Origin of the sequence: Streptomyces sp. CC208A (assembly GCF_030010625.1) — a bacterium.
Taxonomy (GTDB): domain Bacteria; phylum Actinomycetota; class Actinomycetes; order Streptomycetales; family Streptomycetaceae; genus Streptomyces.
On the sequence record NZ_JASCXN010000022.1, the window covers coordinates 56,874 to 81,893 of the forward strand.

Here is a 25,020-nt window from a genome sequence, read left to right on the forward strand (position 1 = left end):
GGGCTGGTTCACGTGGTGCTCGTTCCTGTGGTGCTTGTTTCCGCGGGAGCGGGTGTGGGGCGGTTCCGCAGCAGGTCGGCGACCTGGGCACCGTACGTGTCCAGGCCCTCGGCGCCGCTGCCGGGGAGGCCGGTGAGACCCGGCAGGAGGTCCCCGAAGGCGTTGACCTCGCCGACCGCGAAGCGCCGCCAGCCGGCGCCCGGCAGCAGGTCCACGCCGACGCAGCGGGTGCCGGGGAAGGCCGCCGCCGCCCGCTCGCACACCGCGAGGGCCTCCTCCCAGCGGCTTCCGGCCGCGGTGATCGCCGCCCGCGCGGCGGCGAGGTCGCCCCGGGCGCCGCCGAGGTGCAGATTGGTCATCGGCGAGCGGCTGGTGCGGACCACCGCGTGGGTGGCGCGCCCGCCGGTCACCACCACCCGCAGGTCGGCCGCCCGGCCGCCCAGCGCCGCCTTCGGCAGCCAGCGCTCCACATGGAGCCCGTCCGGGGCGAGCGCGTCGACCAGGGCGCCGACCTCCCGCTCGCCCCGGTAACGCCGCACCCGCAGCGAGTTGAAGAGCCGGCCGGCCCCGTCCCGCTCGACCGAGGTGGCGGCCTGCACCCTGCCCGCGCCGGCGGTCTCCACGGCCAGCACCCCCGAGGCGGAGGAGCCGTGGGCCGGCTTCACGAAGACCCGGCGCAGCCCTGCCCCGGCCATCAGCGCCACCAGGTCGTCCCAGCCCCGCACCGGCGCCCCGCCGGGACCGGAGGTCGGCGAGGCCGGCACCGGCACCCCGGCGGCGGCGAGCCGGCCGTGGGTCAGCCGTTTGTCGAAGAGGACGGCCGTCTCGGCCGGGTCGTCGACGAGCCCCGCCCCGGCCCGTGCGGCCCCGTCCGCGAGCCCGGCGACGGCGGCGGTGAACCGCTCGTACCAGAGCCGGCCGCCCTCCACCCGCGCCGGATCGTCGATGCCGCGCAGCAGCCGGTCCACCTCGGGCACCTCCCCGGGCGAGTCGACCCGCACGGTCTCGCCCGCCGAGAACCGGGCCCGGCCGCGCAGCACGTCGAGCCAGGAGACGGTCCGCGCCCCGGGCAGCCCGGCGGCGCGCAGCGCGTCCTGGAAGAACGCGACGCGGCGCCCCGCCGGGTCACCGACGACGACGAGGCGCGGGCCGCCGGTCATTCGGCGATGGCGACGTAACGCCAGACGCCCCCGTCGCCGTCGTCCTCACCGTCCTGCGGGTCGTCCAGGACGACCCGCACCCCGTGCGGGGCGAGCGCGGCCGTCAGCCGCTCCTGCATGGCCTTCGAGAGGTAGTGGTGCTCCAGGTCCAGCTCCCGCAGATGGGTCAGCGGCTGGCCGTCGAGCAGCGCGGCCGCGCCCTCGTCGGTGAGCACGCCCATGCTGAGGTCGAGCCGGTCGAGACGGGCGACGACCGGGGCGGACGCCACGGCGGCGGCCACCTCGTCCTGGATCACGCTGTTGCACAGCCCCAGGCTGCGCAGCGCGGGGAAGGTCTCGCCGGAGAGCAGCGGCGCCAGGTCGCCGGGCGTGGAGTCGCCCCCGTACTCGTCCGTCCCGAGCCACAGTTCGAGCTTCTCCAGGGCCGGCAGGTCGCTCCCGGCGATGCCGCGCACGACCTCGGCGCCGAGCCCGCCGGTCTCCACGACCAGGGTCCGCAGGCCCGTGTGCCGCACCGGCGGGAAGACGAGGTCCGTGCCGCCGCGCACGCCGAACTCCCGCAGGGCCGGGTAGGCGGCGAGCAGCGGCGTCACGTTCGACTGGACGATCCAGGAGATCTCGCAGTCCTCGAAGGTCATGTCCCCGAGGAAGACGGCCTCCAGGGCGGTCAGCCGGTTGTTCGCCCCGATGAGCGCGGTGACGATCCGGGTCGAGGAGGTCTCGTACGCGTCCTCCCAGCCGCCCACGACGATCGCGCGGACCCGGCCGGTGTCCACGGTCTTGAGGAAACGCTCGAAGACGTCCTCCCAGCGCTCTTCCTCCGGGTCGCGGTAGGTCGGACTCGACAGCCGCCAGGCCACGGCCGCCGCGTCGGGCAGTTCGGCGGGCGACCCGGCCTCCGGGAGGTCGAAGACGGGGAGGCCGTGGAACTCCTCCAGGTGGGCCCCAATGGTCATGACGGTGCTCCAGACGACGGACGGCTGTACGGACTGACAGGTGTACGGACTGACGGCAAGAGTTCTACCAAGTCCCACCGACAACGGGCGTGCGCGGGGCCGGGGCGGACGCGTTGTCAGTGGCGGCCTCTAGCGTCGTTCTCGTGTTCGGGCACCCGGCGCCGAACGGGGAAGGGGAGAGCCATGTACCGGCAGGGGGACGTGCTGATCGTGTCCGTCGACGAGCGGGCCGTGCCCGCACGGGCGAAGGACGCGCGGGGCGAGCCGAGGGACGCGCGGGGGCGGCTCGTGCTCGCGTTCGGGGAGGTCACCGGACACGCCCACGCGATCCCGGGGCCCGGCCGGCTGGTGCGGGAGCCGGGGCCGTACGGCCCGTACCTCCTCGAACTTCCCGAGGGCGGACGCCTGGTGCACGAGGAGCACGCGCCGATCGTCCTGCCCAGAGGCTGGTACCGGGTGGTGCGGCAGCGGGAGTACGTGCCCGGCGCGTACCGGATCGTGGCGGACTGAGGGGGAGGGGCGGGGCGACATGGCCGTGAGCACGAGCGTGAAGAAGAGGATGGGGACGGGGATGGGGACGTCGGGGGACGGCACGATGAACGACGGCGACACGTACGAGAAGTGGCGGGCCGTCGCGGCCGCCACCGGACCCGCCGACCGGGCGGCCGCCGAGGCCGGGATCCGGCTGGCCTACGAGGCCACCGGGCTGCCCGCGCCGGAGCGGGTGCTCTGGGCGGACTCGCCGCTCGCCGGCGTCGAGCTGGTGGCGGGCCTCGCGGACCGCGGGCGCCCGGTCCGCGAGGAGGTACGCACCCTGCCGTGGGCGGAGGAGCGCCGCCGGCTCCACGACGCGCTCGGTCCGGCCGGCTGGACGGCCCACTGGCAGGCCACCGGCGCCCGGCTCTGGGACCCGACGCGGGCGCTCGCCGAGCGGATCAGAGCCGGGGTCCTGGAGGCGCTGGAGGACCGCCAGGGGCCCGGCGCGCTCACCGGGGCCGCCGGGCGCGAGCTGCTGTACGACGCGGTCCTCGGACAGCAGGACGCCGCCTGGCTCGCCGCCTTCGACGGGCACGGGGACCGGCTCGCGGGCCTCGCGGCCGTCGCGGAGCAGGCCGGCTGGTGGTGGCCGTACGAGAAGGCCGCCGTGGTCTGCGAGCGGCCCGTCGCACTCCACCGGGACGAGGCGGGCCGACTCGACCGCGGCGACGGCCCGGCCCTCGTCCACCGCGACGGCTTCGCCCTCCACGCCTGGCGGGGCATGCCCGTCACGGCCGGATTCCTGGCGGAACTCACGGATCTGACGCCGGAGCGGATCCGCGAGGAGGAGAACGCCGAGCTGCGGCGCGTGATGCTGGAGTACTACGGCTACGAGCGCTACCTGGAGGAGTCGGGGGCCCGCCCCGAGGGCCGCGACGAGACGGGCGTGCTGTGGCGGATCGAGCTGGCCGACGACGAGGACGTCGTCATGGTCGAGGTGGTCAACTCGACACCCGAACCGGACGGCACCCACCGCACCTACTGGCTCCGCGTGCCGCCCGGCACCCGGACCGCCCGCGAGGGCGTCGCCTGGACCTTCGGGCTGGGAGCGGAGGTGTACGAGCCCCTCGTCCAGACCTGAGCGCCTGTCGGCAGCGGCCCGTCGGCTGGCCCGGAGAGGTGAAGGGCGGCCCTGACCAGGAGTGGCGCCCGGGCGGCGGCGGCCCCGGGTGCTGGGATGTGCCCGCCGGAGCCACCGGCACCCCACCGTCGAAGGGACCGCCCGTGCCGCACCGCCCCGCGCCCGCCCTCCCCCGCCGCGGCCTCCGCGCCGCCCGGCTGCTCGCCGCCACCGCCGTCCTCGGCGGCCTCCTCGCGGGCACCGCCGCCCCCGCACTGGCCGCGACCCCGGAGCGCCTCGCCCCGCGCGCCGCCGCCCGGGCCGAGACGCCCGCGACGGTCACCGTCACGGGCAGCGGCAGCGCCTCCGCCGCCCCCGACCTGGCGATCCTCTCGGTGGGCGTGGAGGTCACGAAGGCGACGGCGAAGGAGGCGATGGCGGCGCAGAAGACCGTCGCGGAGGCGCTGCTCGCCGTCCTCCGCGAGGAGGGCGTCGAGGACCGCGACATCCGCACCAACAGCCTCTCCCTCACCCCTGTCTACGCCCAGACGAGCGGCGGCGAGTCCAAGGTGACCGGCTACCAGGCGGGCCAGACCTTCTCCGTGAAGATCCGGGAGATCGGCCGGGCCGGCCAGGTCGTCGAGGCCGTCAACGACGCCACCGGGGACGCCGGCCGGGTGAACGGCATCGTCTTCGACGTGGCCGACCCGACGGAGCTGCGCGCCAAGGCCCGCGAGGCCGCCTACCGGGACGCGTACGAGAAGGCCTCCCAGCACGCCCGGCTGAGCGGCCACCGCCTCGGCCGGCTGGTCTCGCTCAGCGAGGGCGACTCGCTGCGGCCCGGCCCCGGGGCGCTGCAGGCCATGCCGGCCGACGAGCCGAGCGTGCCGCTCGCCCCCGGCGAGATCGAGGAGCAGGTCACCGTCTCGGCGGTCTACGAACTGATCTGAACCGCGGCCCCGAACCCCGGCGCGGCACCGTCCGTGAACGACGCCGTCCGCGCACGGACCCGTGGACCGGGTTCGGACCCCGCCGGCGGGAGCCCCGGCTCGCGGCCGAGGACCGCGTCCGCCCACCGGAGCATTGCCGCCCCGGGGAGGCCGTCGGTGCAGACCGTCGTCCGGACGGCGAAGCCGTCCAGCCCTCGGCCTGCCCGGTCGGGGCGTACCGGCGGACGGCGGCGCGCGGCCACCGCACCGCCGTCGAGCGGCGCCCGAGGATCCGGCGCAGCCGCACGAGGCCGCCCTCCGCCGCGATCAGCCGTTGTTCCTTGGTGGCGAAGCGGTAGAGCACCAGTGCGTTGCCGGCGCCGAGGGCGGCGGCTCCGCGTACGGCCGTATCGCCCGCCGGCAGCGGGCTGGGACGCCCCGGGCCCGGCCGCCCATAATGGAACGACCCCCAGAGACCAGGAGGTCCCGTGACCGGTACCGGCTCCGCCCCTTCGCTGCGGGCCCGGCTGCGCGCCCTGCGGCCCGAGTCCTTCGGCGCCGACCCCACGGGGGAGCGGCTGGCCCGCATCCGCCGCTCGCCGCACTTCGCCGACGGCGTCTTCCAGAACCCCGAAGAGGCCCGCCGCAGCCCGTCCGGGTCCACCGCCGACTTCGCTCGGACCTTCTTCGAGAAGGAGGCCCGTGCGCGCCGGGCCCCCTCCGGCCTGATCCCCGTCCACCCGACGACCGTGGCCGACCTGGCCCGCCCCGCCGCCACCGGCCTGCGGATCACCTGGCTGGGCCACTCCAGCGTCCTCGCCGAGATCGACGGCGTACGGATCCTCTTCGACCCGGTCTGGGGAGAGCGCTGCTCGCCCTTCTCCTTCGTCGGCCCCCGGCGGCTCCACCCGGCGCCCGCACCGCTCGCCGCGCTCGGCCCGGTCGACGTCGTCGTGATCTCCCACGACCACTACGACCACCTCGACCTTCCGACGATCAAGGCCCTGGCCGGTACCGACACCCTCTTCGCCGTCCCGCTCGGCGTCGGCGCCCACCTGGAGCACTGGGGCGTGCCCGCCTCCCGCCTGCGTGAGCTGGACTGGCACGAGTCCACCGAGATCGGCGACCTCACCCTCACCGCCACCCCGGCCCGCCACTTCTGCGGCCGCGCCCTCCGCAACCAGCAGCACACCCTCTGGGCCTCCTGGTCGGTCACCGGCCCCCGCCACCGGATCTTCCACAGCGGCGACACCGGCTACTTCCAGGGCTTCAAGGACATCGGCGCCGCCCACGGTCCCTTCGACGTCACCATGATCCAGCTCGGTGCCTACTCGGAGTTCTGGCCCGACATCCACATGACCCCCGCCGAGGCCCTCCGGGCCCACCTCGACCTCCAGGGCGGCACGCCCGGCGGCGTACTGCTGCCCATCCACTGGGCCACCTTCAACCTGGCGCCGCACCCGTGGGCGGAGCCGGCGGAGTGGACGAAGGACGCGGCCGAGGAGGCCGGGCAGGCGGTGGCGTTCCCCCGCCCCGGCGAGCCGTTCGAACCGGCGCGGAAGCTGCCCGTGGACGCCTGGTGGCAGGGGGTGTCTCAGCCCATCGCGCACCCGTGGCGTCGGCCGGAGCCGGTGGAGGGCCATGGCGGGGCCGTCCGGCGTGATCTCGACCTGGCGGGTGAACGGTGAGCTCGGGTGAGGACGAGCCGGGCAGGAGCCTTCGGTGAATGCCCGACGGTTCGTGCCTTCGCCGACCGGAGCGGGTTCGTCCCGAGGCGTCGTCCGGACACGCGTCACAGGTTCCTGAGCGTGCGGGAGGGGCGGGCCGCACAGCGGTCGGCCGTACCGTTCGGCCGGTAGTCCGCTGGTGAGCGTCCAGAGGATTTCTCGTGACCGAGGCCAGGCGCTCGCGCCGCGTCGGACCGCCTGGGAAGAATCCGGCGCGGTCGCGGCTTGCCGACGACCGGGAAGCGCGCGTCTGCAACACCGCGCAGAACGGACGGAGCGATACGAGAGGCGAACCGGATGCCTCCCGTGCCCCTTCGGCATGTGGCCCATCGGCCGAATACGAAGGGGCGGGGGTGCCGCGCGCCGCTCACGAGAGCGCCGTGGCCGTCCCTGACCGGTCCCTGGGCACCCGGATCGCGTCCAGGCCCGGCTCCGGCTGCGGGCTGTCGCTTCGCTGCTCGGCGGCGACCGGCAGTGACAACGACCTCCGGCCCTGCTCGCACACCGGATGGATCGTCGTGGTGACCTCGCCCCCTCACCTGCCCGGCGCGTCGCCGTCCGGCTCGGCGGTGACACCGCCGGACGGTTCCTTCTGTCCGGTGTCGTCCCGGCGGGCGTCGGCCGCGTGCTGGTGAGTCCGGCAGAGCGTGGGGTCGAGGACGGCCCCCAGGTGGTCGGCCAGGCCGCGTCGGCCTCGGCTGCGGCACGGTCCGGCCCGGCCGGCGAGCCCCCGTCGGCGGCCGATCGGCCGCTGGGGTACAACTTCCTTGACCTGCTTGTCCGTTGATCTCCCTGCGTCGGTGCGCGGTCGGCTCGTAGCGTCAGGGGCGTCAGGGTCGGGGGCGGCTGATCGAGACCGCCGCCGGGAGGGCACAGGAGGGGCGACGGCCATGTCGGAAGTGATCGAGAATCTGGCCTACGAGGGCGGCACCGTGCTCGTCACCGCACTGGCCGCCGGGCTGGTGGGCGCCGCGCGCAGACTCCCCGGCTCTGGCGCCGTTCGGGTGCCGAGGAGCGGATGACGGCGGAGCTGGAACGCTCGGCCCGGGAACTGGCCGAGGCGGAGACCGAGGACTCCGCTGCCGGGGCGCGCGTGGCGGTCGTCTGGGAGACCCGGCTGCGGGACCTGCTGCTGACCGACCCCGAGGCCCGCGGCGAGTTGGAGCAGCTCCTGGCCGAGACACGGCGCGAGAACCCGCAGGTGACGACGGTCACCCAGCACATCACGGCGAGCGGCCCCCATGCCACGGCGCAGGGCGTGGTCGGTGGCAGCATCCACAACCACGGCGCCCCCGCCCCCGATACCCGCTCCCTGCCGCCGTCCGGGGCCCAGGCATGACGGTTCCTCGTCCGCCTGGCGGAGACGGCATACGCGGCGGCGCTTCGGGCGGCAGGATCGTCCAGAACGTCTACGCCTTCGACGGGTTCGCCTACGGGGCGATCAACGCGGACGTACACGTCCACGGCGACGGTCGGCCCGTATACCTGCTCGCGGAGCATGAGCCGCCCAGCGGTGATCCCGACCCCGCGTGGATCGAGCAGCCCAGCCGGCTGCTCAACGCCGGCAACGTGGTCGTGCCCTTCACCGGACGCGAGGCAGAACTGCGGGAGTTGGCCCGATGGAGCGGTCCGGGCAGCGGTGGCCGCGCGGACGGCGGGAACGACAACGGCGGTGCGCCGGCCGTCCGCTGGCTGCACGGGCCGGGCGGCCGGGGCAAGACCCGCCTGGCCGGTCACTTCGCCGCGCACTCCGCCCGCCAGGGGTGGAAGACGATCGTCGTGCGGCACGGCGGCACGGTCCTGGCCGAGTCCGCGGGGAGCCACGACGCCCGCACCGGGAACCTGCGCGGGCTGCTGGTCCTGGTGGACTACGCCGACCGGTGGCCCCTGCGGGACCTGGCCTGGCTGTTCGCCAACAGCATGTTCGACGGGGGCACGCGCACCGACGACCGCGGACGGCGCGTACCGGTACGGGTCCTGCTGCCGGCCCGTACGGCGCATGCGTGGCCGGCGGTGAAGTCGATGATCGGCGACCGGGCCGCCACCTCGGAGCGGGAGTTGGCGGCACTGCCGGAGGAACTCGCCGGGCGGGAAGGCGTGTTCGCCGCCGCACGCACCCGGTTCGCCGAGCCGTACGGGCGACCCGACGCGGCCGCGGCCCCCTCGGCCGTTCCGCTGGCGGATCCCGCCTTCGGGCTCACGCTCACCGTGCACATGGCGGCCCTCGTCGCCGTGGACGCCCACGTCCACGGCCGGACGCCCGCCCGGGACCCGGCCGGGCTGTCGGCCTACCTGCTGGAGCGGGAGCACGAGAACTGGCGGCGGCTGTACGAGAACGGCGCGGCCGGACTGGACTTCCGCACCGCACCGGACGACATGGCGAGCGTGGCGTTCGTCGCCGCCCTGACCGGTGCCACGACCTGGGAGGAGGCCGCGGCGGTCCTGGAACGGGCGGGCGTGGCCACCGCGCCGGAGACCGTACGGTCGCTGCTGCGCGCCCCTCCTGCGGGACCGGCCGGACATCGCCCTCGACGCGGGCAGCGCCGCTCTGGTGGCGGTCAGCGCCGTCACCGCCGCCGGCAGAGAGGTCCTTGTGGGCATCGAACTCGCCGCGTTCCTCGCCCAGGTCGACCGGCCCGAGGACGCACTGGACTGCTCACGGTGGGCCGTCGGCCTGGCCGAGGAGCTGGTCGGGTCCGACCGCGAAGCCCACCTCCCGGAGCTGGCCCGCGCTCTGTGGGGGTACGCGTTCGTCAGGTCCTCATGGGACGCCGACCTCGACGACGGGCTCGTGGCAGCGGCCCGGGCGGTCCGCGCCTACCGTGATCTCGCCGAACGGGACCCGGAGTCGTACACCCCCGACCTGCTGGGCGGCTACGCGCTCGCCGCCGACCTGCTGGAGCGACTCGGCCGGCGCGAGGAGGCCGCCGAGATGCGCCTGACCGCCGCCAAGCGGCGGGCGAAGGCGGCGGGCGGCGGACCGGACCCGCGGGACGAGCTCGAACGGATCCACCGGCAGGAGGCCGAAGCCGGCCACGTGCCCGCCATGATCGACCTCGGCCGTCTGCTGGAGAGGGCCGACCGGATGGACGAGGCCGAGCCCTGGCTGCGACGTGCCGCCGAGACCGGGCACCCCACGGCCGTCGTCCTGCTGGCCGGGGCCCTGCTCACCCGGGACCGGGCCGAGGAGGCCGAGCCCTGGCTGGAGCGGTCCGCCCGCGCCGGCGACGTCACGGCCATGGGCCTGCTCGGCCGGTTGCTGGCCAGGACGCGTCGGGCAGCCCAGGCGGAGCCGTGGCTGCGGAAGGCCGCCGAGGCGGGCGACACCACCGCCATGTACGAGCTGGGCCTGGCGCTGGAGGCGACCCGGCAGGCCCCGGAAGCCGTGCGGTGGTTCCGCCGGGCCGCGGAGGCGGGCCATCCGCGGGCCGCCGCCACCCTGGGTGTCGTGCTGTACGAGGACGACCGCGCGGACGAGGCCGAGCCGTTCCTGCGGCGGGCGGCCGAAGCAGGTGACGCGGGCGCGATGAGCAACCTCGGGACGCTTCTGCACAAGGCCGGCCGCATGCGGGAGGCCGAGCAGTGGTACCGCCGCGCTGTGGACGCCGGGTTCGACCGCGCCCAGTACGATCTCGCGGTACTGCTGCAGAACACCGGGCGGGCGGACGAGGCCGTGCGGTGGTACCGGCGGGCCGCCGAGACCGGGCACCCCCTCGCCGCCGGCGCGCTGGCCGTCCGGCTCTGCGAGGAGGGCAGGCTGCGGGAGGCCGAACCGTGGCTGCGGCGCGCGGCCGGGGCGGGTGACGTCACCTCCATGGTCAACCTGGGGTTCCTGCTCTTCCACAGCGGGCGGAAGGCAGAGGCCGAGCAGTGGTACAGGCGTGCCGCGGCCGAGGGCGACATGACGGCCGCGAAGCTGCTCGGCGGTCGGCTGTTCAAGGAGCCCCAGGCACGCCCGCGGCGACGCCGGGGCTTCCGGAAGCCCCGGCTGACGCGGTCCGACAGCCGCCCCGGCGTCGCCCGGGAGTACCAGGTGCCGTGTTCGCCCGGGGCGGTGACACCGGCGGATCCGCGGTGTTCGTGGGAACCGTGGGGCGGGGGACGGTGAGCAGGAGGTACCAGCTGTAGGCGTGGGTGCCGGCGCCGCCTTCCGGTTCGGTCACGGCAGGGAGACGGGGGCGACATCTACCCCGGGCACCGCAGGCTTCGCTACCATTCCGGCTCCGGACTGTGGGGAGGCTGCGGTGAGCGAACGGTTAGTCCATACGGTCGAAGTGCCGTTGGAGGACCACGGCGGCGAGACGGTCCGCGTGCAGATCCGCGAGGTGGACGAGACCCTCGTGCGGGTCGGTCGCGGCGGACGGTCCATAGCCAGGGCCGAGCGGTCGTTCGGGCAGATGCTGGACACCGTGCGGCCCGTGGCGGAGAGCTTCGTGGGGCGTTTCCGGGAACTGGCCGACGCACCCGACGAGATCACCCTGGAGTTCGGCGTCTCGCTGTCCGCCGAGGCGGACGTCGTCATCGCCAGCACCGCCACCGCGGCCAATTTCTCCGTGAGCTTGACCTGGAACAGGCCTGACCCGCAGCCCGCGCCCGCTGATGACGCGCAGCCCGGCTCGCACCGCTGACCGGCCCGTCCCACCGAGGTGAGGGGGCCCGGTGGAGGAAACGGGAGCCGAGCCGGGTCGGGGGGCGCCGTCGCGCAGTGCGGACGAGGCCCTGGCCTCGGCGGTCGTACGGGTCGCCGGGCAGGACGGGACGGTCTGCGGCGCGGGCGCCCTCGTCGCGCCTGATCTGGTGCTGACCTGTGCCCATGTCGTGTCGGACGCCCTCGGGCGCCCTCGGCGGGACGTGGTGGCCGCCGGGGCCGTGGTCGTCGTCGACTTCCCGCTGGCCGGGTGGCACGCGGCCGGCGCCGGCCGGCGCACGGCCGAGGTCGAGCGGTGGATACCGATCCGCCCGGACCGTACGGGGGACGTGGCCCTGCTGCGGCTGCGCGACCCCGTCCCCGGGACGAGGCCGCTGCCGATGGTCGAACCCGACCGGGTGTGGGAACACGGGGCGCGCGCGGTGGGGTTCACCGGCGCCGAACCGACCGTGCTGTGGTTCCGGGGCCGGCTCAGCGGGGCGACGGAGGAGGGCTGGCTGCAGCTCTCCCGTGCCGGCGGGCAGGAGACGTACGTCAGGAAGGGCTTCAGCGGCAGTCCCGTCTGGGACAACGAACTGGGCGCGGCGGTCGGACTCGTGGTCGCGGCGCAACCGGAGCAGGAGACGCAGCAGGTCTTCGTGCTGCGTACCGCGACGCTCGTGCGCGAGATACCCGAGCTCGCCGGCGTCCTGCTGCCGGCCGCGCCCTTCCGGGGGCTGACCGCGCTCCAGGAGGACGACGCGGACGTGTTCTTCGGGCGGGACGACGAAGTCGACGAGACGGTCGCGGCGCTGCGGGGCCACCACGGCGCCGTCACCGTGTACGGCCCGTCGGGCTGCGGAAAGTCGTCCCTCGCCCTCGCCGGGGTGGTGCCGAGGATGCGCCGGGAAGGACACGAGGTCCTGGTCGTCGACTTCGGCGGTACCGCTTCCCCGCGGGCGGTCCTCGCCACGGAGCTGTTCGAGGCGGCACGGTCGGGGCGTCACGGCCCCTCGCGGGCGGACAGCGCCGACCAGGTCGAGCAGTGGCTGGACGGGCTGGGGCTCACCGGCGCCTTCCACCGGGCGACGGGCCGGCGTCCGGCACGGCTGTTGGTCGTACTCGACCAGGCCGAGGCACTGCTGAACCGCCCCGAGCCGGAGATCGCCCAGGCCGTCGCGCTGCTGTTCCCCGAGCGGCAGCCGGCCGGCCTGCGGGTCCTCCTCACCCTGCGGGCCGACTTCATGGACGCCGCGCTGAGCCACCCGCGGCTGGGTCCCGCCCTGAGGCGCGGAGTGACGCTCCCGCTCACCCCCATGACACGGGACCAGCTGCACGCCGTGATCACCGAACCGGTCAAGGCGGTTCCGGCCGTCGCGTACGATCCCGGACTCGTCGCCCGCATCCTCGACGACGCGGGCGACGAGCCGGGAGTCCTCCCGCTGCTGGGCTTCGTCCTGGAGCAGTTGTGGGAGCACCGGGCCGGCGGACGGCTGCGGGCGGTGACGTACGAGGAACTCGGCGGGGTGGCCGGTGCGCTGCGGCGCCATGCCGAGTCGGCGTGGCGCGCCTGCGTCAGGCCGGAGGACGAGGCGCGGGCGCGGCCGCTGCTGACCGGGCTTGTGCGGGTGCTGCCGGGCGGCGAGGCCCCGATGCGGCGCGTCCTGACCCGGGAGGAGGCCGGGGAGGAACCCTGGCGCCTGGTGCGGGCGCTGGCCGAGCGGCGCCTGCTGGTCCTGTACGGCGGCGACGGCCGCCCCGAGAGCGCGGAACTGTCCCACGAGGCACTGATCACGGCCTGGCCCGCGCTCGCCGAGGAAGTGCGGGCCGGCGCCGACTTCCTGGCGGGCCGCGCGGAGGTGCAGCACGACCTGGAACGGTGGCGGAACGCGGACGGGGCGGCCGACCTGCTGCCGGGCCCCCTCCAGCTCGCGGCCGTGGAAGCGAGGCTGCGGGGGCGCGAGGCCGAGCTGACCGCGGAGCAGCGGGAGTTCCTGGCGCGGGCCCGCCGACGCCGACGGGTACGGCTGGCACGGGCACGGGCGGGCTGGGTGGCAGGGGCGCTGGCCCTCGCCCTGATCGCCGCGCTGGTCACCTTCCTCGTGCAGGAATCGAACGTGAGCGAGCGGCGGGCGGCCGAAGGCCGGTCCCGGGCGCTTGCGGTCCAGTCGGACGAGCTGACGGAGACCAACCCCGGTCAGGCGGCGCTGGCCGCGCTGGCGGCGTACGAGACCGCCCCGACGCAGGAGGCCCGCAGCGCGCTGATGCGCCGGTACGACGCGCTGCGGGACGCCGCGTGGATGCTGACCGGCGCCGAGGGCAAGAACAGTGCCGCGGCCATGAGCGCGGACGGCGCGGTGACGCTCGTGACGTCCGAGAACGGCCGCGCCACCCTGTTCGTCCGCTCGGCCGCCGGCGAGGTGCGGCAGGAACCGCTCCGCCTCGCTGACAACGTCGTCTCCCCGGTGGTCAGCCGCGACGGGCAGCGCATCGCGTACGTGATCGACAAGGACGGGACGGTGGTCTGGCACGACGTGACGCCCTCGGGGAAGCGGCTGGCCGGGCCGCCGCACCGGCTCCGGGGAGCGCTCACCGCTCGTTCTCTGGGCCTGGGCACGGGAAACATGAAGATCATGGACTTCTCGCCGGACGCCCGCCGACTGGTCGGAGTGTCCGCGGCGGACGCGGCACTGCCGGTCCAGGTCTGGGACCTGGACACGGGACGGCCGCGGGCCCTGCCGGAGAGGGTCGCCCGGCTCACCGAGGTGTGGTTCGGGCCCGACGGGAACACGCTGGTGGCCCTGCACAGTCCCGCGACGGGGAAGGACTCCGCACTGGTGGCGGTCGACATCGCCGCAGGCACGGTGCGCGAACTGGCGGCCGGCCTGGAGCACGACGGCCACGCGGTCTCCGGCGACGGCGGCGTCGCGGTGGTGTGCAGAAAGGGCAGACCCGACCCGGACACCTACGGAACGGCCCGCTACGAGGCCGTCCGCGTGGCCGACGGACGGGTACTGCGCCGATTCGACCGAGGGAAGGGCACCTGGTGCGTCGACGTGTCCGTGTCCGAGAAGGGCGAGCGCTTCGCGGTGATGGGCGAGAGCGATTCCTGGAGCGTCGTCGGCACCGGGGCATCGGCGCGGACGGATGGACCAGCCACGTTCTTCGGCCCCTTGACCACCCCCCATGCGACCGCGCGGTTGCCGCTCCTGGGTACGGCGAGCGATCCCGTCGTCGTCACGAAAGAGGGCAACGCCATCACCGGCTGGGCGCTGACCGTCGACGACGGCGGCGTCGCCTTCAGCCCTCCCCAACTCGTCGGAGACGGAAGCAGGATGGTGGTCCGCGTGGGCAGGAACAGCGAGAGCCTGCGCCTCATGGAGACGGAGGGCAAGGGACGCGTCCTCGCCGAAGCGCGGACCCCCGCCGACACACCCCCGGACGCGACACAGCAGATCCAGGTCAACCGCGCCGCCACCCTGGTCGCGGACGTCTCCGACCGGAACCGCATCACGGTGCGCGCCCTGCCCTCGTTGCGCCGGGTGGCCGAGTTCACCGCGGCTCGACCGCCCGCCGGGAACGACGGCAAGCCCGAGCTGCTGAAGTTCTACTTCATCGACGACGACCGGCTGATCACGGTCGCCGGCCCGTACGTCGAACACTGGGACGCCCACGACGGCCGCCGTCTCACACCGCCGATCGACCTGCGCGACCTGGCGCTCACGGAGCAGGCCCGGCCGACGTACTTCGTGGGCCGCCACTCCGAGCCGGGGCACATCGGAGTCACCGTCGGCAACGAACCGGACGTCCACGCCGTGGATCTGGCCACCGGCAAGGAGACGGAGAAGCTGCGCATACGACTCGGCCCCGACCTCAATGTGGCCGTGTTCCTGCGAGACCCGCACTACATGGCCGTGATGACCACCGGAGGCATGGTGGAACTGTGGTCGGTGCGCCCCGGGCAGCCGGCCAGGAGAGTGGTGGGCCCGCTCGGACCGCTGAACCCGAATCGATGGGCGGCGGGCCTGACGACAGGTGCCGGGTTCTTCCTGGCCAACAACAGCTCCGTGCATTTCCTCCGGGCGGACGACCCCGGCTTCCGGGAGTCCTACCGGTTCGCGGAGCGGCAGGGCTTCCTCGCGGCGGCCGACGACGGCAGAGCCCTGCTGCGGTCCCCCGCCACGGGCGGCCGGATCGGGCTGGTCCGCCTCGACCCCGCCCTCTGGAAGCGCCACGTGTGCGCCGTCCTCGGCCGCGGCCTCACCGCCGACGAACGCGGCGGCCTTCCCCCCGGCCTGCCGGCCGACATCTGCCCCGCACCCCGGTAGGCGCTTGTGCCCGGTCCGTCCACGACCCGGCAGACGCCGACGGCGACCGTTCCGTCGGCGCCCCCGGAGTCCGCCGGGCAGCGCGCCGGCTCGGCGTGGAGACCCCGGTCGGCGAGACGCCGCCCCTCGGCCCCGCCCGGCTACCGGTCCGGCACCACCGGGAGCGCGGCCGCCTTCTTCCACACCGCCGACTGCACGTCGTCCACGGGCTTCATCTCGCCCTGGTACAGCTGCGCGTGGCCGTCCCTCGCCGTGTCCGCCCAGGCATGGGTGGCGAACACGTAGGCGCTGCCCTCCTCGAGCCGGTCGGCGGTGCCCTCGTCCAGCCCGTGGGTGACGTGCACGGTTCCCCTGAGGACGGGGCCGACCTCGACCCGGTAGACGCCCTGCGTCCACCCCTCGGCGTCCCGCCACTCCACGTCGGCGTACGCCGTCACAGTCACCGGACGACAGCGTTCCGTGACCGCCTCGTGGGGCGGTTCCGCCGTCACGGGCGCTCCCCTCCCGTACCGCCGGCCGCCGCGCTCCTTCTCCTCCCGGCAGGAACGCTACGCAGGAGGAAGCCGCCCGTGGACGCCTGGTGGCGAGCGATGACCCGGCATGGTGCGGATCGGCCCGGCGACGTGGCCGAAGAGGAACCCGGGCGGCAAGGAACGGCCCGATCGTGCGCACGAGTTCCTCGGGGTGATCGAGCTGCGGCGTGTGCGTGCCCGGGGTCCGCGGCAGCGCGGTCCCGAGGCGGGCGGCGAGCGCATCCGCCGGCGCGGCCCTGGTTCCAGCTGCTCCCAGCCGGCGTCGCCGGAGGCGAACCGCATGAAGTGCTCGACGGCCGCCGCCGGGCCTCCGGCGGCCATGCCTGCTTCGACGACCGCCTCACCGACGGGCCGGTGCCGCGCAGGTCGTGGGAGAAGCTTGTCCCGTTGACGGCGACCGAAGGCATGACCCCCTCCTTCACTCGGTACGGGTCTTCCCGCCGCGCGCTCGGATCCTGCCGGTCCGGCCACCCACGCACGGCTGACGCGGCGCGCGGTGTCGCCTGCGGGTGGGCACCACCCCATGGTTCGCCGCCTTGGAGGCGGCAGGGCTTGGACGGTTCTGTTGTCTTTGTGCCGCTACTCCCCGGCAGCCCTCCGCCCCTCGCCGGGGCGGCCGCTGACGGCGTCGAGCACCACCCGGGCGACCTGCTCGGGGTCGTCGGACATCGGGGAGTGCCCGCAGCCCTTGAGCGCGACGTGCCGGGCGCCCGGAAGCAGGCGTGCCGCCCTGAGGGCCTGGTGGGGCGGGGTCATCAGGTCCCGTGTGCCCCAGCCGACCGTGACCGGCACCGGGACCTCCGGGGTGAAGGCCCGTAGCCGGTAGGCACGCACGGCGCGCTGCGTCGGCTCGAAGCCGGGCGAGCGGGCCAGGTTGCGCAGCGCGCCGGCGGCCGCGTCCTCCGGGATCCGCCAGGGCCGGGCGGCGAGCTGCCAGAAGGCGACGGTGCGCCCGATCGGGTGTGCGGCGATCCAGTGGGGGCGTTCGGCGCAGGCGCGTGCCATCGCGTGGGCGACGCGGAGCGAACCGAGAGCGTACGCGGCCTCGGAACGGGTCCACAGCCCGATGGGGGACAGCGCGACGGCGCCGCCGACCGCGCCGCCGCGGGCCAGCTCCAGGGCGACGGCCCCACCGAGGGAATTCCCCACGACGGGCGGCCGGACGAGGCCGGCGCCGGGGAGCCACCCGGCGACGGCGGTGGCCAGCGCCTCGACGGTGGACATGGTCCCTTCCGGGAGCGAGGGGCTGTCACCGAAGCCCGGGAGGTCGACGGCCACCACCTCGTGCTCGCGGGCGAGACGCTCCAGGACGGGCGCCCAGCCGTCCCGGTCGAGCTGGAGGACGACCACCAGGGGCGGCCCGCTGCCGAGCCGCCGTGACACCAGCTCCATGTCCGGCATATCCGTATCGTAGGAGGGCGGCCCAGGACGCGCACCCGTGCACGGAAGCACGCGTCGGCGGTCCGGCCCCCCTCCGCGCCGGTGAGCAAATCGTCCGGCACCGGTGCGCTGTCCCCCGTACAGTTCGGCAGGCGGCGGGGAACCGCCACACCTAGGCTTGATCTCAGGAAGATCCCTGTCTCGGGTCCCGCGGGATGGAGGCACGATGCTGCGGACACCGGTGTGCGGAGTACTGGGCATCGAAGTGCCGATCGTGCAAGGGCCGCTCGGAGGGCCCTGGCGGCAGGGCATGCGGCTTGCCGCGGCGGTCAGCGACGCCGGTGCGTTGGGCAGCGTTCCCACCACGCTGCGCACGCCGGCGCAGGTCCGTGACGACGTGCGTCGGTTTCGGGAGCTCACCGACCGGCCGTTCGCGCTGAACATGACGCGGCGGCCGTTCGACCCCGAGGTCTTCGACGCGGTGATCGCCGAGGCCCCACCGGTGTTCTCCTTCGCGCTCGGCGAGCCGGGTGACCTGGTGACCCGCGTCCACGATGCCGGCGCGGTCTTCCTGCAGCAGGTGACGACGGTCGAGCAGGCGGTGCGCGCGGCCGAGGCCGGCGTCGACGCGATCAGCGCTCAGGGCACCGAGTCCGGCGGGTTCTGCGGCGATGTCAGCACGATGGCGCTGGTGCCGCAGGTCGTCGACGCCGTCCGGCCGCTGCCGGTACTCGCTTCCGGCGGCATCGCCGACGGCCGGGGCATGGCCGCGGCCCTGGCCCTGGGGGCGCAGGGCGTGAACATCGGCACCCGGTTCCTGGCCTCGGCCGAGTGCGAGGTCAGCGACGACTGGAAGGCGGCCATCGTCTCCGCCGCGAGCCAGGACGCCGTCAAAGTGATGTTCGCCGGGCTCGTTCTGCCCCCGCCGACCGAGGGCGGGTTCATGACCGTCCCACGGTCGCTGCGCACCCGGTTCGTCGAGGAGGGGAACGCCCGCCCCGAAGCGGCCGCCGCCCAGGCGGAGGCGTTGCGCACTGAGGTGATGACATCGATGCGCGACGGCACGGCGCACGAACTGATCCCGCTGACGGGCCAGTCCGCAGGACTCGTCCACGACATCGCCCCGGCCGCCGAAATCGTCCACCGGCTGATCACCGAGGCGGAGGCGGCGCTACGCGCCCTCGCCGACCTGGCGCCGGCGAAGAACGGCCCCGCCGATCCCGGGTAGGAACGGCTGACGCCGACGTCTCGATGTGCACCATGCCCGTCTCTACGGGCGGGCCGGATGCGAACTGCCCCGCAGAATGGTTCTGTTTCCGCGGCCGAATGGCCAAGTGGCCGCGTGGCCGCGTGCTTTGAGGATCAGCCGCGGTCGAGTCGTGGCAGCGACGTACAGAGGCGCGCGGGCAGCTTCGGCAGGATGTCATGGATGCCCGCGCAACCCGCGTCGCCGTTCATGGCGACCGGCTGCCAGCCCGATGCCTCGGCGCGGTAGAACCAGCGCTGGGAGACGCCCGAGGAGACGCAGCCGTCGCCGGTGTCACCGCACACCGGCCCCATCCGGGTCGACAGGTCCAGCACCAGCCACGTGTCGTCGCAGCCGCGTTCCTCCCAACTGGTGTGCTCGGGGACGTCCGTGTCGTCGACCGCCTGCCGGTACGAGGAGGAGGCGCAACGCGGGGGCGTGGGGTCGCAGCCGTTCTCACCGCACTTCCGCAGGGCAGGCGGGGTGGCACCGGCGGGGGTGTACACGTTGAAGCTGTTCACCATGACCCTGCGGGAGCCCAGGGGTTCGCCCAGCTTCACTGTCGCTTCGACCCGCCGCGTCCCGGTGCAGCCGGATTCCCGGTCCAGGGAACGGGTCTCGTACGTGACCCTCACATACACCGTGCCGTGCTCGACGGTCTCGAGCTCACCGCGCAGGCCGCGCACGCAGTCCGGTGCGCCGTCGGGTACCTCGGCGCCGACCACCAGGGACCGGCCGCCGTCGGCGGTGCGGACACCGTCGACGCGGATCGGAGCGGCGAGCGTCCAGGCGGCGGCCGTGGCCGCGTCCGCCGTCTCCTCGGCGGTCCCGGCGGTCTGGGACCCGCAGCCGACGAGGACCGCCAGGACCGCGCCGGACACCACCCTTCGTATGCTCTGCCGCCGCATGTCATGTCCCATTCGCCGAAGACCGGCAGCGTAGCGTTTCCTCGCGGTCTCCTCCCACACGGTTCGCGGGGCCGATGGGCGCGTCGGCGGGCTCGGCGGTGTGCGTCCGGGGCGGCGGCGCGCTGTCCCGGGTGAGGCCGGCGCGGTTGAAGAGGTACGAGGCCAGCAGCACCCCCGTGACCACGAGCAGCCCGCCCCACAACTCGTGGAAGGTCGGGGTCCGCCCCTCCCACAGCAGGTTGAAGGCGGCGCCGAAGACCGCCTCCATGCCGATCACCGGCCCCATCACCGTGGCGGGCAGCCGCTCGGAGGCCAGGTTCCAGAACCAGGTCGCACACCACGAGCCCAGCACGGCCAGCGCCACGCACCACGCGAGGAACGGCCACAGCGTCCCGGCGTCCGACACCGGCGACGGCCCGCCGCCGGTCACGGCGAGCGGCAGCAGGAACAGCGACCCCAGGCAGGCCCCCGCGCCGATGCAGGCGGTCCAGGTGGTGCCGTCGACGGCCGGCCGGCCGTCGTCCCGAAGAGCCCGGCGGTTGACGATGACGAAGTACGACCACACGGCGGCGGAGAGGAACCCCAGGACCGCGCCCAGCGCGAGGTCGCGACCGCTCGCGGTACGACCGGCGGGCTCCGCGCCGTTGACGAGCAGCAGACCGACGGAGATCGCCACGACGGGCATCACCAGCCGGCGCCAGGCGAGCACCTTCTCCAGCCGGTTCGAGACCAGGGTGACCATCAGCGGGATCAGCCCGGTCATCGTCGACGCCAGGACCCCGCCCCCCAGTTCGGCGGACATCGCCAGCAGCAGGTAGAAGCCGATGTAGCCCACCACGCCCAGATGGACGGCCGTCAGCAGCCGACGGGTGCCGAGGGCACGCGGCCCGCCGCGCCTGACGAGCAGCACGGCCAGGGACACCAGCCCGAAGACGGCGTACCGGCCCACGACCAGCCAGTAGACGTTGACGGGGGCCACGGCGGCCGGCCCGAGGAAGGTGAACCCCCACAGGGCCGTCGCCACCAGGGCCGTCGGCAGGCCGACCACGTAGGCGCGGTACGCCCCGACTGGCATGGCTGTCATGGGCGCAATCCTCTTCTCGTCGGCCGGGGTTCTGTGCGGAGAGAGAGGATGACACGGATGCGGCGCGGCTGTAGCGCGGCGGAAAGGAGCCGTCCGCCGCCCCGGCAGACGGGCTTGCCGATCGCGAGGGCCGCCGCCCCACCCACGAGGGCGAGGCGGCGACCATCGGTGAGGTCTCCGAGAAGGAGTGCGGCGGGGAGCTGCGGTGTGTCAGGTGCGGGTCCAGCGCTGGTTGCCGCCGCCCCAGCAGGAGTAGAGCTGGATCAGCGTGCCGTTGGCGGTGCCGTTGGCGGCGGCGTCAAGGCAGAGGCCGGACTGGACGCCGACGATGGAGCCGTCGGAGTTGAGGCGCCACTTCTGGTTGTCGCCGCCCCAGCAGCTGTAGATCTGCACCTTGGCGCCGTTGCCGGTGCCGGCGGCGTCAAGACACTTGTCGCCGTAGACCCTGAGCTCGCCCGCGGCGGTGTGGGTCCACTGCTGGTTGGTGCGGTTGTTGCAGTCCCACAGCTGGAGCTGGGTGCCGTCGGCGGTACTGGCGCCGGGTACGTCCAGGCAGCGGCCCGAAGCGACGCCCTTGATCGGGCCGGAACCGGGCGAGGGGGTCGGCGTGGGGGTGGGGGAGACGGCGTTGAGCGCGTTGAGGACGGAGGTGTAGGCGGACTTCTTGCTGCCGTCGCCGTTGAACAGCAGCGGTGTCTGCTCCGCTCGCCAGGAGTCGGTGTCGCGCACGCCCCAGACGGTGATGCCGACGCAGCGCGGGACGGCCAGGCAGTCGTTGGTCACGTTGGCGTAGGTCGTGGGCGAGGCGCCCTGGATGTCGAGTTCGGTGATGGCCACGTCGACGCCGAGGGCGGCGAAGCTCTGCAGGGTGGTGCGGAAGTTGCTGTGGTACGGGCTGTCGCTGTTGAAGTGCGACTGGAAGCCGACGCAGTCGATGGGCACACCGCGCTGCTTGAAGTCCCGGACCATGTTGTACATGGCCTGGGTCTTGGCCCAGGTCCAGTTCTCGACGTTGTAGTCGTTGTAGCAGAGCTTGGCGGCCGGGTCGGCGGCGCGCGCGGTGCGGAAGGCGACCTCGATCCAGTCGTTGCCGGTGCGCTGCAGGTTCGAGTCGCGCCGGGCCCCCGAACTGCCGTCGACGAAAGCCTCGTTCACGACGTCCCACTGGACGATCTTGCCCTTGTAGTGGGTCATCACGCCGTTGATGTGGTTGATCATCGCCTGGCGCAGGGCGCTGCCGCTGAGGTTCTGCATCCAGCCGGGCTGCTGGGAGTGCCAGGCCAGGGTGTGGCCGCGTACCTGCTTGCCGTTCTGCACCGCCCAGTTGTAGACGCGGTCTCCGGCGGTGAAGTCGAACCGGCCCTGCTGGGGTTCGGTGGCGTCGATCTTCATCTCGTTCTCGGCCGTCACCGAGTTGAACTCGCGGGCGGCGATCGTCGTGTACGCCGAGTCGCCCAGCCTGCCCGAGGCGATGGCGGTGCCGAAGTAGCGGCCGCTCTGTGCCGCCGCACGGCCGAGCGTGCTCTCGGCGGCGTGAGAGGTCTGCGGCACCGCCAGGGCGGTGGCCGAACCGAGGACGCCGACGATGAGCGCCGCACACAGGCCGCCGATTTTTCTGCGGACGGTGGACGGGGGACCGGCGTTTGAGCGCATGGCGAACCTCCAGGGCGGAAATCGCGGAAGGGTGTGAGCGCGGAAGGACGTGAACACGGCAGAGTGAATCCACGTCGGCTACGCCCGTATTCATGGGCGAATGGAGCAGACCATGGGGCGTGGTGAATCGATGCCGGAGTCCGGCGCCCGGTACTCGGGCAGAGGGGCGTCACCGGCTCGGGACTCAGTGTGGAAACCTCGAAGAAACATGTCAAGAGTTTCGAAAGCTTTCGAGATTTCTTCCCTCTGCGAGGTCCAGAGATGTCCTGTCCATTGCTCTGTACCTACCGAAAGTCTTTCGGTGGCGCGCACGGCCGCGGCCCGGTCGAGGGTGCTCCTAACCGTGGGGCGGGGCGGTGGAGAGGCGGACCTTGAGTTCGGTCGAGAGCTCCATCCGCGGCGTGACCAGGGGCTGGTCCTCCATGACCTGGAACAGGGTGCGGGCGGCGACCCGGCCCATCTCCTCCAGTGGCTGGCGCACCGTCGTCAGCGGCGGTGACAGCCATTCGCACATCGGCAGGTCGTCGAAACCGACCACGCTGAGGTCCCGTGGAATGCTCAGCCCGCACTGTCGGGCGGCTTCGTAGACGCCCATCGCCTGCTGGTCGCTGCCGGCGAAGACGGCGGTCGGCGGCTCGGGGAGGGTGAGCAGTTCCCGGGCGCGGCGGAAGCCGCCCTCGTGCTGGAAGTCGCCGAACCGGATCAGGTCGCGGTCGACCTCGATCCCGGCCCGGTCCAGGGCGGTCCTGTACCCGTCGATGCGGGCCTGGCTGCAGAGCATCTCCTTGCGTCCGCCGATCGTGGCGATCCGGCGGTGTCCCAGCTCCAGCAGGTGCTCGGTGGCGGCGAGGCCGCCCGCCCAGTTGGTCGCCCCGACGCTCGGCACGCCGTTGCCGGGCAGGTCGACGGGGTCGATGACGACCAGCGCCACCCCGGCCCGTTCGACCTGGGCGCGCTGGGCGCGGGTGACCGAGGCGGTGACGAGGATGATGCCGGCGCTGTGGTGCAGGGCCGGCAGCGCGGCCCAGCTGGACGGCGTGGCCTCGCCCGGCGGGACGAGCGACACGGCGGTGCCGACGCTTCGCCGGGCGCACTCGGCCTCGACGCCGCGCAGTATCTCCACCGCCCACGCGCTGTCCAGGCCGCCGATGATCAGGTCGACGAGGCCCGATCGGCGGGCTCTGCCCTGCCGGCCAGGTGGGAGGTAGCGGTGAGAGCGCAGCAGGCCCTCGATCCGTTCGCGGGTCGCGGGTGCGACATCGGAACGGCCGTTGATCACCTTGGAGACGGTGGCCTGGGAGACCCCTGCCGCCGCGGCGATGACGGCCAGGGTCGGACGCTGCTCGCTCAACTTCCCTCCTCCGGGCGCACGTCTTGGTCGGCGACAGGTATCGCAAACTTTCGGAGAGTTTCCGGGCGCCCTGACCTGCCTGTCAAGACCGTCAACAGGCGCTGATCCGAGGTAAATCAGCGAAAACCCTTGACCGGGGGGCCTGGTGTTCCTAGCTTATGGCGGCACAGAATTCGAGAGTATTTCGAAATGTTTTCGGGCGCATAACCGGCATGACCACCCCGGAGGTCCCATGACCAGCACCCTCCCGAGCCGACGACGCTTCCTGGCGCTCTCGGGCCTGGCCGCACTGTCCGTCTCGATGACCGCGGCCTGCGGCTCCGGCGGCGGACCGGCGGCCGACGGCAGGACGACCCTGGAGTGGTGGAACATCGCCACGACGGAACCGGGCAAGTCCCTCTTCCCGCAGATCTCCTCGGCGTTCACGGCCGCCCACCCGGACATCACGATCAGGACGACCTCGCTGGAGAACGAGGCGTTCAAGTCCAAGCTGACCGCCACCACCGCTTCGGGCAGACTTCCCGACGTCTTCCAGACCTGGGGCGGCGGCGTGCTCCAGCAGCAGGTCGAGGCGGGGCTCGTCGAGGACCTCACCGACGCGCTCGACTGGGCGTCCGACCTCACCCCCGTCTCGCTGCAGGCCTATCAGTCCGGTGGCCGGACCTACGGGGTGCCCTACGACATCGGCATGGTCGGCTTCTGGTACAACAAGAAGCTCTTCGCCAAGGCCGGGATCGCCTCTCCGCCGGCCACCTGGGCCGAACTCCTCGAAGACGTCAGGAAGCTCAAGGCGGCGGGCGTCACGCCGATCGCCCTCGCCGGCAAGGAGAAGTGGCCGGGCCACTACTACTGGGCCTACCTCGCGATGCGCGTCGCCGGACTCCCCGCCCTTCAACAGGCCGACACCACCAAGGACTTCACCGGTGCCGGCTTCGTCCAGGCGGGCGCCCACCTCAAGGAACTGGTCGACCTCCAGCCGTTCCAGGAGGGCTTCCTGGGCGCCGGCTACGCCACCCCCGGCGGGCAGGCCGCGACCATGGGCAACGGCAAGGCCGCCATGGAACTCATGGGCCAGTGGGGGCCGTCGGTGCAGAAGGACGCGGGCGCCGATCTCGGAGCGGACCTGGGCTTCTTCCCCTTCCCGACCGTCGACGGCGGTGTCGGCCAGGTCACCGAGGTGTTCGGCGGTGGCGGCGGCTTCGCGCTCCGCAAGGGCGCCCCGAAGGAGGCGCTGGACTTCCTGAAGTTCTTCGTCCTGGAGAACGAGTCCAAGCTGCTGGCCTCCAACGGCTACCTGCCGGTGGTCAAGGGCGCGGAGAGCCAGCTCACCGACGCCAACAAGAAGGTGGTGGCCGACAGCCTGGCCAAGGCGACGGGCTTCCAGCTCTTCCTCGACCAGGCGTATCCGCCGGCGGTCGGCCAGGAGGTCAACGACAGCGTCGCCGACCTCATCGCGGGCAAGAAGACGCCCGAGCAGGTCACCGCCTCGATCACCGAGGCTGCGAAGGGTGCCTAGCCCCGTGTCCACCCTGACCCAGGAC

Annotated in this window: 20 protein-coding genes and 1 pseudogene; 12 read left to right on the forward strand and 9 right to left on the reverse strand. The window is 73.7% G+C overall.

Going from position 1 to position 25,020, the window contains the following annotated elements:
* Positions 1-8 precede the first annotated feature (8 nt).
* The gene (locus QK442_RS22935) at positions 9-1,160 is read right to left on the reverse strand and encodes an STM4014 family protein (RefSeq protein ID WP_282695911.1); all 1,152 of its coding nucleotides are present in this window, start codon (positions 1,158-1,160) and stop codon (positions 9-11) included.
* A complete protein-coding gene (locus QK442_RS22940) occupies positions 1,157-2,116 on the reverse strand; it encodes an STM4015 family protein (protein WP_282695912.1) in 960 nt (319 codons plus the stop codon). The genes QK442_RS22935 and QK442_RS22940 overlap by 4 nt, the downstream gene beginning before the upstream one ends.
* Before the next feature lie 183 nt (positions 2,117-2,299).
* Here QK442_RS22940 and QK442_RS22945 point away from each other — a divergent pair, with 183 nt between their 5' ends.
* From QK442_RS22945 to QK442_RS22955, 3 genes are all read left to right on the forward strand, one after another.
* On the forward strand, positions 2,300-2,626 hold the full coding sequence (locus QK442_RS22945; RefSeq protein WP_282695913.1) for a hypothetical protein: 327 nt from the start codon (positions 2,300-2,302) through the stop codon (positions 2,624-2,626).
* 61 nt (positions 2,627-2,687) lie between these two features.
* Positions 2,688-3,734, forward strand: a complete 1,047-nt coding sequence (locus QK442_RS22950; protein WP_282695914.1) for a DUF6745 domain-containing protein — start codon at positions 2,688-2,690, stop codon at positions 3,732-3,734.
* A gap of 143 nt (positions 3,735-3,877) precedes the next feature.
* Entirely contained in the window at positions 3,878-4,663 is a 786-nt protein-coding gene (locus QK442_RS22955) for an SIMPL domain-containing protein (RefSeq protein ID WP_282695915.1), read from the forward strand.
* A gap of 187 nt (positions 4,664-4,850) precedes the next feature.
* Here QK442_RS22955 and QK442_RS22960 read toward each other — a convergent pair.
* Positions 4,851-5,036, reverse strand: a pseudogene (locus tag QK442_RS22960) (TetR family transcriptional regulator); the annotation flags it as partial.
* 94 nt (positions 5,037-5,130) lie between these two features.
* Here QK442_RS22960 and QK442_RS22965 point away from each other — a divergent pair.
* The 7 genes from QK442_RS22965 to QK442_RS22995 all read left to right on the forward strand — a co-directional run bounded on the left by QK442_RS22965 (position 5,131) and on the right by QK442_RS22995 (position 15,324).
* Positions 5,131-6,330 carry an MBL fold metallo-hydrolase gene (locus tag QK442_RS22965; protein WP_282695916.1) on the forward strand — a complete coding sequence of 400 codons (1,200 nt, stop codon included), beginning with the start codon at positions 5,131-5,133 and terminating at the stop codon, positions 6,328-6,330.
* A gap of 929 nt (positions 6,331-7,259) precedes the next feature.
* Positions 7,260-7,391 (forward strand): hypothetical protein, encoded by a 132-nt coding sequence (locus tag QK442_RS22970; RefSeq protein WP_282695917.1) that lies wholly within the window; start codon positions 7,260-7,262, stop codon positions 7,389-7,391.
* Positions 7,388-7,708, forward strand: coding sequence for a hypothetical protein (locus QK442_RS22975; protein ID WP_282695918.1), 321 nt, complete (start codon positions 7,388-7,390; stop codon positions 7,706-7,708). Before QK442_RS22970 ends, QK442_RS22975 begins: the two co-directional genes overlap by 4 nt.
* Entirely contained in the window at positions 7,705-9,195 is a 1,491-nt protein-coding gene (locus QK442_RS22980) for a hypothetical protein (protein WP_282695919.1), read from the forward strand. Before QK442_RS22975 ends, QK442_RS22980 begins: the two co-directional genes overlap by 4 nt.
* 220 nt (positions 9,196-9,415) lie before the next feature.
* The gene (locus tag QK442_RS22985; RefSeq protein WP_282695974.1) at positions 9,416-10,477 is read left to right on the forward strand and encodes a tetratricopeptide repeat protein; all 1,062 of its coding nucleotides are present in this window, start codon (positions 9,416-9,418) and stop codon (positions 10,475-10,477) included.
* A 136-nt stretch (positions 10,478-10,613) separates the two neighbouring features.
* Positions 10,614-10,997: a CU044_2847 family protein gene (locus QK442_RS22990; protein ID WP_282695920.1), complete on the forward strand. Its 384-nt coding sequence runs from the start codon at positions 10,614-10,616 to the stop codon at positions 10,995-10,997.
* A 31-nt stretch (positions 10,998-11,028) separates the two neighbouring features.
* The gene (locus QK442_RS22995) at positions 11,029-15,324 is read left to right on the forward strand and encodes a trypsin-like peptidase domain-containing protein (RefSeq protein WP_282695921.1); all 4,296 of its coding nucleotides are present in this window, start codon (positions 11,029-11,031) and stop codon (positions 15,322-15,324) included.
* 140 nt (positions 15,325-15,464) lie between these two features.
* Here QK442_RS22995 and QK442_RS23000 read toward each other — a convergent pair whose 3' ends face one another.
* Entirely contained in the window at positions 15,465-15,767 is a 303-nt protein-coding gene (locus QK442_RS23000; RefSeq protein WP_282695922.1) for a hypothetical protein, read from the reverse strand.
* A gap of 669 nt (positions 15,768-16,436) precedes the next feature.
* Positions 16,437-17,258, reverse strand: coding sequence for an alpha/beta hydrolase (locus QK442_RS23005; RefSeq protein ID WP_282695923.1), 822 nt, complete (start codon positions 17,256-17,258; stop codon positions 16,437-16,439).
* Positions 17,259-17,463: 205 nt separating this feature from the next.
* On the opposite strand from QK442_RS23005, the gene QK442_RS23010 reads away from it, so the two are divergent.
* Positions 17,464-18,465 carry a nitronate monooxygenase gene (locus QK442_RS23010; RefSeq protein ID WP_282695924.1) on the forward strand — a complete coding sequence of 334 codons (1,002 nt, stop codon included), beginning with the start codon at positions 17,464-17,466 and terminating at the stop codon, positions 18,463-18,465.
* 134 nt (positions 18,466-18,599) lie between these two features.
* Here the strand turns inward: QK442_RS23010 and QK442_RS23015 are convergent, their stop codons facing one another.
* The 4 genes from QK442_RS23015 to QK442_RS23030 form a co-directional block, all read right to left on the reverse strand.
* The gene (locus tag QK442_RS23015; RefSeq protein WP_282695925.1) at positions 18,600-19,391 is read right to left on the reverse strand and encodes a hypothetical protein; all 792 of its coding nucleotides are present in this window, start codon (positions 19,389-19,391) and stop codon (positions 18,600-18,602) included.
* A gap of 1 nt (position 19,392) precedes the next feature.
* A complete protein-coding gene (locus QK442_RS23020) occupies positions 19,393-20,475 on the reverse strand; it encodes a DMT family transporter (protein WP_282695926.1) in 1,083 nt (360 codons plus the stop codon).
* 210 nt (positions 20,476-20,685) lie between these two features.
* Positions 20,686-22,128 (reverse strand): endo-1,4-beta-xylanase, encoded by a 1,443-nt coding sequence (locus tag QK442_RS23025; protein ID WP_282695927.1) that lies wholly within the window; start codon positions 22,126-22,128, stop codon positions 20,686-20,688.
* 337 nt (positions 22,129-22,465) lie between these two features.
* A complete protein-coding gene (locus QK442_RS23030) occupies positions 22,466-23,479 on the reverse strand; it encodes a LacI family DNA-binding transcriptional regulator (protein WP_282695928.1) in 1,014 nt (337 codons plus the stop codon).
* Positions 23,480-23,711: 232 nt separating this feature from the next.
* Here QK442_RS23030 and QK442_RS23035 point away from each other — a divergent pair, with 232 nt between their 5' ends.
* On the forward strand, positions 23,712-24,995 hold the full coding sequence (locus QK442_RS23035; RefSeq protein ID WP_282695929.1) for an extracellular solute-binding protein: 1,284 nt from the start codon (positions 23,712-23,714) through the stop codon (positions 24,993-24,995).
* Positions 24,996-25,020: the final 25 nt, after the last annotated feature.